11 protein-coding genes are annotated in these 11,050 nt (G+C 74.7%); all 11 read right to left on the bottom strand.

Annotation, left to right across the window (positions count from 1 at the left end; genetic code table 11):
* Nucleotides 1-116: 116 nt before the first annotated feature.
* A complete protein-coding gene (locus ABZ807_RS08355) occupies nt 117-2,495 on the bottom strand; it encodes a polyribonucleotide nucleotidyltransferase (RefSeq protein WP_357154784.1) in 2,379 nt (792 codons plus the stop codon).
* A 221-nt stretch (nt 2,496-2,716) separates the two neighbouring features.
* Nucleotides 2,717-2,986 carry a 30S ribosomal protein S15 gene (gene rpsO / locus ABZ807_RS08360; protein WP_109804764.1) on the bottom strand — a complete coding sequence of 90 codons (270 nt, stop codon included), beginning with the start codon at nt 2,984-2,986 and terminating at the stop codon, nt 2,717-2,719.
* Between the two features lie 193 nt (nt 2,987-3,179).
* Nucleotides 3,180-4,109 carry a bifunctional riboflavin kinase/FAD synthetase gene (locus ABZ807_RS08365; protein WP_357154293.1) on the bottom strand — a complete coding sequence of 310 codons (930 nt, stop codon included), beginning with the start codon at nt 4,107-4,109 and terminating at the stop codon, nt 3,180-3,182.
* A 76-nt stretch (nt 4,110-4,185) separates the two neighbouring features.
* Nucleotides 4,186-5,070 (bottom strand): tRNA pseudouridine(55) synthase TruB, encoded by an 885-nt coding sequence (truB, locus tag ABZ807_RS08370; RefSeq protein ID WP_357154296.1) that lies wholly within the window; start codon nt 5,068-5,070, stop codon nt 4,186-4,188.
* A 126-nt stretch (nt 5,071-5,196) separates the two neighbouring features.
* Nucleotides 5,197-6,537 carry an MATE family efflux transporter gene (locus ABZ807_RS08375; RefSeq protein WP_357154300.1) on the bottom strand — a complete coding sequence of 447 codons (1,341 nt, stop codon included), beginning with the start codon at nt 6,535-6,537 and terminating at the stop codon, nt 5,197-5,199.
* 723 nt (nt 6,538-7,260) lie between these two features.
* The gene (locus tag ABZ807_RS08380) at nt 7,261-7,773 is read right to left on the bottom strand and encodes an AAA family ATPase (RefSeq protein WP_357154302.1); all 513 of its coding nucleotides are present in this window, start codon (nt 7,771-7,773) and stop codon (nt 7,261-7,263) included.
* A gap of 577 nt (nt 7,774-8,350) precedes the next feature.
* Nucleotides 8,351-8,560 (bottom strand): DUF6186 family protein, encoded by a 210-nt coding sequence (locus ABZ807_RS08385; protein WP_357154786.1) that lies wholly within the window; start codon nt 8,558-8,560, stop codon nt 8,351-8,353.
* Entirely contained in the window at nt 8,560-8,967 is a 408-nt protein-coding gene (locus ABZ807_RS08390) for a hypothetical protein (RefSeq protein ID WP_357154304.1), read from the bottom strand. The genes ABZ807_RS08385 and ABZ807_RS08390 overlap by 1 nt, the downstream gene beginning before the upstream one ends.
* Before the next feature lie 55 nt (nt 8,968-9,022).
* Nucleotides 9,023-10,054, bottom strand: a complete 1,032-nt coding sequence (locus ABZ807_RS08395) for a bifunctional oligoribonuclease/PAP phosphatase NrnA (RefSeq protein ID WP_357154788.1) — start codon at nt 10,052-10,054, stop codon at nt 9,023-9,025.
* Between the two features lie 26 nt (nt 10,055-10,080).
* Nucleotides 10,081-10,554: a 30S ribosome-binding factor RbfA gene (rbfA, locus tag ABZ807_RS08400; RefSeq protein ID WP_357154306.1), complete on the bottom strand. Its 474-nt coding sequence runs from the start codon at nt 10,552-10,554 to the stop codon at nt 10,081-10,083.
* Between the two features lie 142 nt (nt 10,555-10,696).
* Nucleotides 10,697-10,990 carry a DUF503 domain-containing protein gene (locus tag ABZ807_RS08405; protein ID WP_357154309.1) on the bottom strand — a complete coding sequence of 98 codons (294 nt, stop codon included), beginning with the start codon at nt 10,988-10,990 and terminating at the stop codon, nt 10,697-10,699.
* Nucleotides 10,991-11,050: the final 60 nt, after the last annotated feature.

Below are 11,050 nucleotides of genomic sequence, written 5' to 3' on the forward strand. Positions count from 1 at the left end.
ACAAAAAACCCCCCCGGCGCCCCCCCCACCCCAAAACGAAGAAACCCTCGCGGGGGGGGCGGGGGGGCCCCCCCGGGGGGCCCCCCCCCCCCCCCCCCCCCCCGGCCGGGTGATGCTCAGCTGTGCCGGGTGCGGCGGCGCGGACGCTCGCCGCCCTCGCCACCCTCGCCGCCCTGGTCGCGGTCGCCGCCGCCCGGGCCACGACCGCCCCGGTCGCCGCCCCGCTCGCGGTCACCGCGGTCGCGCGGACCCCGGTCGCCACCGCGGCCGGCCGGACGCTCACCCTCGGCGGCCTCACCGGCGGCCGGCGCCTCGGCGCCCTCCGGGCGGACCTTGTCCAGGTAGATCTTGCCGCGGGCGTCGATGTCCGCGATCTCGACCTCGACCTTGTCGCCGACGTTGAGGAAGTCCTCGACCCTCTCGACCCGCTTGCCGTCGCCCACCTTGGAGATGTGCAGCAGGCCGTCGCGGCCCGGCAGCAGCGAGACGAACGCGCCGAACGCGGCCGTCTTGACCACGGTGCCGAGGAACTTGTCGCCGGCCTTCGGCAGCGTCGGGTTGGCGATCGCGTTGATCCGCTCGACCGCGGCCTGGGCCGACGGGCCGTTGGTCGCGCCGACGTAGATCGTGCCGTCGTCCTCGATGGAGATCTCGGCGCCGGTCTCGTCCTGGATGGCGTTGATGGTCTGGCCCTTCGGGCCGATCACCATGCCGATCTTGTCGACCGGGATCTTCACCGTGGTGACCCGCGGCGCGTAGTCCGACATCTCGGCCGGACCCTCGATCGCCGCCTGCATCACGCTGAGGATGACCTGCCGGGCCTCGTTCGCCTGCTGCAGCGCGGCGGCCAGCACGTCCGACGGGATGCCGTTGAGCTTGGTGTCGAGCTGCAGCGCGGTGACGAACTCCGGCGTGCCGGCGACCTTGAAGTCCATGTCACCGAACGCGTCCTCGGCACCGAGGATGTCGGTCAGCGTCACGTACTGGGTCTTGCCGTCGACCTCGTCGGAGATGAGGCCCATGGCGATGCCGGCGACCGGCGCCTTCAGCGGCACACCGGCGCTGAGCAGGCCCAACGTCGAGGCGCAGACCGAACCCATCGAGGTGGAGCCGTTGGAGCCGAGCGCCTCGGAGACCTGCCGGATGGCGTACGGGAACTCCTCGCGCGAGGGCAGCACCGGGATCAGCGCCCGCTCGGCGAGCGCGCCGTGGCCGATCTCGCGCCGCTTCGGCGAACCGACCCGGCCGGTCTCACCGGTCGAGTACGGCGGGAAGTTGTAGTTGTGCATGTAGCGCTTGCGGTTCTCCGGGGAGAGGGTGTCCACCATCTGCTCCATGCGCAGCATGTTCAGCGTGGTGACACCCAGGATCTGGGTCTCGCCCCGCTCGAACAGCGCCGAGCCGTGCACCCGGGGCAGCACGCCGACCTCGGCGGTCAGCGGGCGGATGTCGCGCGGGCCGCGGCCGTCGATGCGGACCTGCTCGCGCAGCACCCGGTTGCGGACCTCGGACTTGCTCAGCGACCGGAACGCGGCGCTGAGCTCCTTCTCCCGGCCCTCGAAGCGACCGCCGAGCTCCTCGGCGACCCGGGCCTTGACCCGGTCCAGGGCCTCCTCGCGGTCCGCCTTGCCGGCGATCTGGAGTGCCTCGGCGACCTCGGTGCGGGCCAGCTCGGCCACCGCCTCGTAGACGTCGTCCTGGTAGTCCAGGAACACCGGGAACTCGGCGACGGGCTTCGCGGCCACCTCGGCCAGCTCGCTCTGCGCGCGGCACAGCTCGCGGATCGCCGGCTTGGCGGCCTCCAGGCCGCTGGCCACGATCTCCTCGGTCGGGGCGGTGGCGCCGCCCGCGATCAGGGTGACGGCGTTCGGCGTCGCCTCGGCCTCGACCATCATGATCGCCACGTCGCCGTCCGGCAGCGCGCGACCGGCCACGACCATGTCGAAGGTGGCCCGGGCCAGCTCCTCCAGGGTCGGGAAGGCGACCCACTGGCCGTCGATGTGCGCGACCCGGGTCGCCCCGATCGGGCCGGAGAACGGCAGGCCGGAGAGCTTGGTCGACATCGAGGCGGCGTTGATCGCCACGACGTCGTACGGGTGCTGCGGGTCCAGCGCCAGGACGGTCTCGACGACCTGGACCTCGTTGCGCAGGCCCTTGACGAACGACGGGCGCAGCGGCCGGTCGATCAGCCGGCAGGTGAGGATGGCGTCCTCGCTGGGGCGGCCCTCGCGGCGGAAGAACGAGCCGGGGATCCGGCCCGCGGCGTACATCCGCTCCTCGACGTCGACGGTCAGCGGGAAGAAGTCGAAGTGCTCCTTCGGCTGCTTGCCGGCGGTGGTGGCGGAGAGGACCACCGTCTCGCCCAGCTGGGCGACGACGGAGCCGGCGGCCTGACGGGCCAGCCGACCGGTGGAGAAGGTGATCTCACGGGTGCCGAAGGACCCGTTGTCGATCACGGCGGTGCGGGATTCGGTGCCGAGGTTGGTCTCGGTCATGGTGCTGTCGTGCTCCTTCGCGTCGGGGGCCCACGACACGGGAGCTGCTCAGACGGCCGGTCTTCGATCGAAGCGCCCGGGTGGCCGGCGTGATGCCGGGGTGCCCGGAGGCCACTACCGGAGACCGGTACGCTGACCGGCTCCCTCTCGGGTCGTCGCGCGGCCCTGTTCTTCAGTGGTACCGGAACGGGGGAGCGGCCGCAGGCCACTCCCCCGTCACGTCACCGGCGCAGACCGAGCCGCTCGATGAGCGACCGGTAGCGGTTGATGTCCTTCTTCTGGACGTAGTTGAGCAGCCGACGGCGCCGGCCGACCAGCAGCAGCAGCCCGCGGCGGCTGTGGTGGTCGTGCTTGTGCACCTTCAGGTGCTCGGTGAGCTCGGCGATCCGCTTGGTGAGGACCGCGACCTGCACCTCCGGCGAACCGGTGTCGCCCTCGGCGGTCGCGTACTCCGTGCGGATCTTGGCCTTGGCTTCCTGGTCGAGCGCCATGTTCTCCCTGTTTCGATGGGTTGATCACTGGTGTCCGTCGGACCGGTCAGGAGACCGGAACGGACCGGCACCTCGCACCCGCGGCGTCGTGCAGGCACGCGAGGCCCCACGTCGGTCAGCCGACGTCCCCGCCAGACTACCAGCCCACCCCGGTACCGCCCGGTCAAGGGCCGCGACGCGGCCGGGCGCGCGCTCAGCCGACCGCCCGGCGGGTCCGCTCGACGTCCTCGGCTATCTGCGCCAGGAGGGGCTCGATCGAGTCGTACCGGCGCTGCTCGCGCAGGTGCGCGACGAAGTCCAGGGCCAGCCGCTCGCCGTACAGGTCGCCGGAAAAGTCCAGCGCGTACGCCTCCACCCGCCGCTCCCGGCCGGAGAAGGTCGGGTTGGTGCCGATCGACACCGCCGCGGCCAGCGGCTCCCGCTGCCCCCGGCGCACCAGCCGGGCCGCGTACACCCCGTCGGCGGGAACCGCCGCGTGCCGGTGGCAGAGCAGGTTGGCGGTGGGGTAACCCAGCTCACGTCCGCGCTGGTCGCCCCGGACCACCACCCCCTCCAGCCGGTGCGGCCGGCCGAGCGCGGCGGCCGCCGGGGCCACGTCGCCGGCGTCGACGCAGGAGCGGATGTACGTCGAGGAGAAGACCGTGCCGGCCTCCGCCACCAGCGGCGCGCTCTCCACGCCGAAGCCGAAGGTCCGGCCGAGCCGTTCCAGCAGCGTCACGTCGCCGGCCGCCCGGTGCCCGAACCGGAAGTTGTCCCCCACCACCACCAGCGCGGCGTGCAGGTGCTCGACCAGGATGTCGTGCACGAACGCCTCGGCCGGCAGCCGGGAGAACTCCGGGGTGAACGGCACCACGCAGAGCACGTCGACGCCGAGGGACTCGACCAGCTCCGCCTTGCGGGCCGGCTCGGTGAGCACGGCGGGGTGCGAGCCGGGGCGCACCACCTCCGCCGGGTGCGGATCGAAGGTGACCACCACGGACCGCACGCCCAGCTCCCGGGCCCGGGCCACGGCGTGCCCGATCGTCGCCTGGTGCCCCTTGTGCACACCGTCGAAGACGCCGATGGTGACGACGGAACGCCCCCAGCCACCGGGCGCCGCGTCGTACCCCCGCCACCGCTGCATGCCGCTCCTCCCCTGCTTCCCCGGGCCTCGCCGGGTACCCGCGCCGGCCGCGCGACCGGCGCACCCGCCATCGCCGTCAGGCCGGGGCGAGCACGATCTCCGCGCGGGCCCGGCCGTCCCGCTCGCTGACGATAGCGATCAGGCCGCCGTCGGGACCGAAGACGGCGTACGGCCCGGCGATGCCGGCCGCGTCCAGCGGCCCGCCGTGCGAGAGCACCTTCGCCTCGTCCGCGCTGGCCTCCCGGCGCGGGAAGAACCGGTCGGCTGCCGCGTCGAGCGGCAGGTTGACCACCTCGGGCGCGCGCTGCTCCAACTGGTCGAGGGTGGCGGCCTCGGCGAGGTGGAAGCCGCCCACCGCGGTGCGCCGCAGCGCGGTCAGGTGCCCGCCCACCCCGAGCGCCAGGCCCGCGTCCCGGGCGATGGCCCGGATGTACGTCCCGGACGAGCAGGTCACGTCGATGTCGACGTCCAGCACGTCGGGGGTGTCCCGGCGCACGGCCAGCACGTCGAGGCGGGAGATGGTGACCCGCCGGGCGGGCAGCTCGACGCTCTCCCCCTCGCGCACCCGCTTGTACGCCCGCTGCCCGTTGACCTTGATGGCGCTCACCGCGCTCGGCACCTGGTCGACCTCGCCGGCGAGCGCGGCGAACGCCACCCGGACCGCGTCGTCGGTGAGCTGACCGGCCGGGGTGGTGGCGATCACGTCGCCCTCGGCGTCGTCGGTGACGGTGGCCTGGCCGAGCCGGACCGTGGCGGTGTAGCTCTTGCCCGCGCCGATCACGTACGTCAGTAGCCGGGTCGCCCGGCCCACCCCGATCACCAGCACGCCGGTGGCCATCGGGTCGAGGGTGCCGCCGTGCCCCACCCGCCGGGTCCTCGCCAGCCGGCGGATGCGCGCCACCACGTCGTGCGACGTCATGCCGCCCGGCTTGTCCACCACGATCAGACCGTCACCGCTCACGACCGCCAAGCCTGCCAGACGGGGTCGCGCGGGCTTGCACCGCAGGGCACCACGCCGTCGCGTCCCGGTCCGGTCCGGTCCGGTCCGGTCCGGTCCGGTCCGGTCCGGTCCGGTCCGCCGAGCGGGTCAGCGGACCGCGCCGACCACCGCCCACCCGCCCGAGCGCAGCCGCAGCAGCAGCGCGACCAGCCGGATCACGATGAACAAGGTCAGCCCGGCCCAGATCCCGCCGAGCCCCAGGTCCAGCCCGTGGGCGAGCCAGATCGCCGGCAGGAAGCCGCCGAGCGCCGCGACGATGGTGAGGTTGCGCAGGTAGCGCACGTCCCCGGCGCCGATGAGCACGCCGTCGAGGGCGAAGACCACCCCGGCCAGCGGCTGCATCGCCACGAACCAGGGCCAGGCCACCATGGCCTGCTCGCGTACCTGCGGGTCGGAGCTGAACCAGGACGGCACGACGCCGGCGCCGGCGGCGATCAGCACCGCGAAGCCGACGCCGCAGACGCCGCCGAGCAGCGCGAACCGGCGGGCGAGGGCCCGCGCCCCGGCGGCGTCGCCGGCGCCGAGCGCGGCGCCGATCAGCGCCTGGGCGGCGATGGCCAGGGCGTCGAGCACCAGTGCGGTGAAGAACCACAGTTGCAGGGCGATCTGGTGGGCACCGACGGCGGCGGCGCCGAACCGCGCGGCGACCGCGGTGGCGGAGAGGAAGCTGGCCTGGAACGCCACGCCCCGGACCAGCAGGTCGCGGCTGAGCACCAACTGCTGCCGGATCAGCCGGGGCCGGGGCCGCAGGGAGACCCGCTCGCGGACCAGCGCCGCGGCGAAGAGCGCGCCGGAGACGGTCTGGGCGATGGCGTTGGCCACCGCCGAACCGGCCAGGCCGAGCCCGGCAGGGTAGACCAGCAGCGGGCACAGCACCGCGGAGAGCAGGTTGGGCGCGAGCACGAAGACCAGCGGACGGCGGGTGTCCTGGATGCCGCGCAGCCAGCCGTTACCGGCGGCGGCGAGGAGCAGCCCCGGCGCGCCGAGGGCCGCGATCCGCAGCCACTGGGCGACCGCGCCGGCCACGTCGCCACCGCTCCCGGCGAGGGTACGCGCCAGCATCCCGCCGCCGACCTGCATCGCGAGCGCGACGAGCACGCCCGCCCCGAGGGCGAGCCAGGACGCCTGCACGCCCTCGGCCACCGCCGCCGCCCGGTCGCCGGAGCCGAACCGCCGGGCCACCCGACCGGTGATCCCGTACGCGAGCACGGTGCCCAGCCAGGCGGTGAGGGTCATCACGGTGCCGCCGACGGCCAGCGCGGCGAGCGGCAACCGGCCGAGGTGCCCGACCACGGCCGTGTCGACCAGCACGTAGAGCGGTTCGGCGGCGAGCACCACCAGGGCGGGCAGGGCGAGGGCGGCGATCCGGCGCGGCGGCGCGGTCGCGTTGGCGTTGGCGTTGGCGGTGGCGGTGGCGGGCTGGCTCATCGCCGCCGATCCTGGCACGACCGAGGTAAGGATCGCAAGACCTGTCATCACTTACGCTCGGTACCGGCCCAGGCGGGCCCGGCCGGTTGCGGCCGGGACGGGTGCGGCCCGGCCGGACGGGTGCGGCCCGGCCGGACGGGTGCGGCCCGGCCAGGTGCGGCCCGGCCAGGTGCGGCCCGGCCAGGTGCGGCCCGGCCAGGTGCGGCCCGGCCAGGTGCGGCCCGGCCAGGTGCGGCCCGGACGAGCAGTCGGGACGGGCGCGTCGCCGGCGGCCGGGCGGCACCGACCCTGGACGGCCAGATCGACTCCGTTTGCGGCATGTCGCGGTGTCCCCCGTCTCCGGACACCGCCACATGCCGCATTCGGTGTGGATCACGCGGGCTGGCCAGCCCGACCCGGGCCGGACCACAGCGGGCGCCGGATCGGGGCCACCCACGCCGGCCCACGTTGCCGGGCCCGGCCACCTGGTCGGCACGCGGGCCGCGCACGGCCGGACGGGGCGGCGGGGACGGGCCAGACACGGCCGGACGGGGCGGCGGCCGGGGCAGGCACGGGCCGCACGAGGCCGGCGGGCTGGCGGCGAGGCGGGCGCGGGCCCGCACATGGCCGGGGCGGGCAGCCGGAGACGGGGTGGCTGGAGACGGGGTGGCTGGAGACGGGTGGCTGGAGACGGGTGGCTGGAGACGGGTGGCTGGAGACGGGTGGTCGGAGGCGACCAGTGGCTCAGCGCGGCGGGAGGGCGTCGAGCCAGCGTCGGATCTGGCGGCGGCTGCGCAGCCGGACGACGGGCAGCTCCGGTGCGTGGGCTGCGACAGCGGCGAATACCCTGGGCCGGGACCGGCCGGGGTAGCGCCAGATGTAGTGCAGGAAGCCCAGGTCGAGCCGTTCGGGGCAACCGGCCGGCAGGTCGGGGCGACCGGCGGCGCGGCGGTCCCAGCGGCGGCAGACGACCCGGGCGAGGCAGAGCGGCCACGGCAGGTCGACCAGCACGAGCAGGTCGGCGCGGGGCAGGCGGAGATCGAGGGTGGCGGCGTAGTTGCCGTCCATCACCCAGCTCCCGGCGGCGGCGAGCGCGGCCACCTCGGCGCGGAAGGCCGCGTCGTCGGCGGGGACCCAGCCGGGTCGCCAGTAGTGCCGGTCGAGGTGGATCAGCGGCAGGTCCAGCCGGCTGGCCACCGCCCGCGCGAGGGTGCTCTTGCCGGCGCCCGAACTACCAACGATCAGGATGCGGCGCACCGCAGGACGGTACCGGAAGCTGCCGCCGGGCTCAGGCCGGCGGACACGAGCAAGGGACCGGCGGACGCGAGCAAGGGACCGGCGGACACGAGCAAGGGACCGGCGGACGCGAGCGAGGGGCTGGACCCGGTGGCCGCCACGGCGGGCGGGCCGGACCGAGGGGCGGTGACGTCGGCGACGCGGAACGTCAGCGGCGTCACCGCCGGTCGGGCAGCGTCACTGACGGGTGTCCATCGACGTCTGCAGGGCGCGCCGCATCTGCTCGCGCGCCTCGTCGGTGGTCTCGGGCTTGGGCTTGGGCGCCATGGGAGTTCCCTTCCAGGGTGCGGACCACCGGGGACGGCGGCCCTACGGGCGGTCCTGCTGAGCGCCTGGCGGCGGTCCGGGATCACCGGAGCGGCTCGCCGGGCAGCGTGAGCCCGGGTCGGTCTGACCCTGGAGGGAAGCGGCGCCGGGTGTGGCACCACCGCCCACGACCTGCGTCGCGGCGCGGCGCGGGGTCGTTTCCCAAATTAACGTTCAGGTCCACATGCTGCCCACAGTTCCCGCCATTTGGACGCGATGGCGGCCGGCGCGCTCAGCGGGCCAGGAAGTGCCAGCCCAGCCACCACCAGAAGCCGAACACCCCGATCCGGCCCACCGGAACCGGCCCGACCTCGTACCGCATCACGTACGCGCAGACGTCGCCGAGCGACGGCACCCGGGAGTCCGGGCGGCGGGCGGCCCACTCGACTGCGGCGAAGAGCAGCAGGGCGGTCACGAAACCGGCGATGGCGAGGATGCGCATCATCGCCGGACCAGCCCCCAGAACGCGGCCAGCCAGCCGAACCAGGCGGCGGAGCGGACCAGCTCGTCGGTGAGCAGCGGGTCCGCCAGCCGGGAGAAGGTGGGGAACTCGTCGCCGACCGACAGCACGAACGTCGCGCCCTCGAAGACGCCGAAGACGGCCACCGGCAGCACCCACCAGAGCGCGCCCCGCCCGAGCCGGCGCGGCGCCGGTCGGCGGGGCACCCGGTTGCCCAGCCCCAGCCAGATCAGCGCGCCGCCGGTGCCGAGGATCCACAGGTTGGCCCGCGTCGAGAAGGACGGCAGCTGCCCACCGACCAGGGAGAGGCAGGCCAGCACCGGCACCGTGACCACCGGACGGTCCCAGGCGCGTGGCAGGTCCACGGTGAGCTCGGGGGGCTGCTTCATCCTCCGATTCTCCCCGCGCCCACCCGACGCGGGGAAGACCGACATCCCCCGGAGCTCAGCGGGTGATCAGCGCGCCGTCGAGCTCGGCCCGGATCGACCGCACCACGTCCTCGGCGCTGCCCGCCCCGGTGAACCCGGCCGCGACCCGGTGACCGCCGCCGCCCAGCGCCACCGCCACCGCGCTCACGTCCACCGCGCCCTTGCTGCGCATGGAGACGGCCCACTCGGCGGGGCCCACCTGCTTCAGCACGCAGGCCACGTCGGCCTCGGCGGTGCACCGCACCGAATCGATCAGCGACTCGAGCACGTACGGCCGCTGGTCGTGCCGGGCCAGGTCATCCAGGGTCGCGTACGTCCAGACCAGGCCGTGCCCGGCGGCGGCCGCCGGTTCCAGCCGGGCCCGGCCCAACACCTCGCCGAAGAGCCGGACCGCGCCGAACGGCCGGGTGTCGAAGATCCGGCGGGAGATGTCACCCGGGCGGATGCCGGTGGCCAGCAGCCGCGCCGCCAGCCGGTGCACCGCAGGGGTGGTGGCCTCGAACCGGAACGACCCGGTGTCGGTGGTCAGCGCAACGTAGAAGCACTGCGCGATCTCCGCGTCCAGCGGCACGTCGAGCCGGGTGAGCAGCTCGTCGGCGACGACCGAGGTGGCCGCGGCCCGCGGGTCCACCAGGTGCACCCGGCCGAACCGGGTGTTGGAGGCGTGGTGGTCGAGGACCAGCGCCTCGCCGGCGGTGTCGAGGCGGTCGGCCAGCTCGCCCAGCCGGGACTCGCTCGCCGCGTCGAAGGAGACCACCAGGTCCGGATCCGGGTACGCCCGGGTCGCCGGCACCAGCAGGTCGAGCCCCGGCAGCCAGCGGAACGGCTCGGGCACCTCGGGCGGCCCGGGGAAGGTCGCCTGGAGGTGCCGTACGCCGACTCGGCGCAGCCCGAGCCCGAAGCCGAGCATGCTGCCCAGCGCGTCGCCGTCCGGATTGACGTGACAGATCAGCAGCACCCGGGCATCGGCCGGCAGCCGGCGTACCGCCGCGACCGCGGCGGCCCAGTCGGACTCGTCCGGGCCGGCGTGCGCCGGCCCGCTGAGCAGGTCGCCGGCCGCGCCCGGGGTGCCGCTCACCGCCGGTCCGTGGCCGACGGGGCGTCCTCGTCGTCGTCCTCGGCGTCCTCGTCCTCGTCGACCCGGTACGGCTGGGCCTCGCCCGCGTACGCCGCGCCCGCGGCGAGCCGCTGCACCTCGGCGTCGGACTGGCGGGCTGCGGCGAGCAGGTCGTCGATGTGCTTGACCTGGTCCTGCACGTCGTCGAGGACGAAGGTCAGGGTCGGCGAGTGGCGCAGCCCGAGCGCCTTGCCGACGGTGCTGCGCAGCATGCCCTTGGCGCTCTCCAGGGCGGCGGCGGTGCTGGCCTGGGCGGCCGCGTCACCGAGCACCGTGTAGAAGACCGTGGCGTCGCGCAGGTCGGCGGTGATGCGGGCGTCGGTGATGGTGATCATCCCGAGCCGAGGGTCCTTGATCTGGCTCCGCACCACCGACGCGACCAGTTCGCGAATGCGCTCCGCGTGCCGGCGTACCTTGGCCGGATCCGTCATCTCCCCCACCTCCAGGGCGTTCTGCTCCCGGCCGGTACGACGGCGCGGGGCGCCGCCGGGACCGACCGCCCAACATGTCGAACACTACCCGCGCGGGCGGGCCGGTCGTGCGGCACCGTCGGTGGCGACGGCCACCCCGGCGTCAGTCGTCCTCGCCGTGCAGCCGGCGGCGCACCGACAGCAGCTCAGCCTCGGGGCGGCCGGCCACCAGGCGCTCGCAGGAGTCCAGCACCTCGCGGACGTGGGACGCCTCGGCGGCCACCACGGCCACCCCGATCTCGGCCCGACCGTGCAGGTCGAGCGCGCCCACCTCGGCGGCCGACACCTCGAAGCGGCGCAGCGCCGCCACGATCGGCCGTACATATGATCTCTTTGCCTTGAGCGACCGTGAGTCGCCTGGCAGCAGCAGGTCGAAGACTGCGGTTCCCGTGTACATCGCTCCGGACGATACGGACACCCCCGGACATGATCAAGGGGTTTACGCCGAACGGCGTAA

Source organism: Micromonospora sp. NPDC047548 (assembly GCF_040642975.1).
GTDB lineage: Bacteria > Actinomycetota > Actinomycetes > Mycobacteriales > Micromonosporaceae > Micromonospora.

What these genes read in the sequence shown, in the direction of transcription:
- ABZ807_RS08365 (WP_357154293.1), bottom strand. Translation starts at nt 4,109, where the DNA reads ATGCAGCGGTGGCGGGGGTACGACGCGGCGCCCGGTGGCTGGGGGCGT.
- ABZ807_RS08390 (WP_357154304.1), bottom strand. Translation starts at nt 8,967, where the DNA reads ATGAAGCAGCCCCCCGAGCTCACCGTGGACCTGCCACGCGCCTGGGAC.
- ABZ807_RS08355 (WP_357154784.1), bottom strand. Translation starts at nt 2,495, where the DNA reads ATGACCGAGACCAACCTCGGCACCGAATCCCGCACCGCCGTGATCGAC.
- rbfA (WP_357154306.1), bottom strand. Translation starts at nt 10,554, where the DNA reads ATGACGGATCCGGCCAAGGTACGCCGGCACGCGGAGCGCATTCGCGAA.
- ABZ807_RS08405 (WP_357154309.1), bottom strand. Translation starts at nt 10,990, where the DNA reads ATGTACACGGGAACCGCAGTCTTCGACCTGCTGCTGCCAGGCGACTCA.
- ABZ807_RS08375 (WP_357154300.1), bottom strand. Translation starts at nt 6,537, where the DNA reads ATGAGCCAGCCCGCCACCGCCACCGCCAACGCCAACGCCAACGCGACC.
- rpsO (WP_109804764.1), bottom strand. Translation starts at nt 2,986, where the DNA reads ATGGCGCTCGACCAGGAAGCCAAGGCCAAGATCCGCACGGAGTACGCG.
- ABZ807_RS08385 (WP_357154786.1), bottom strand. Translation starts at nt 8,560, where the DNA reads ATGCGCATCCTCGCCATCGCCGGTTTCGTGACCGCCCTGCTGCTCTTC.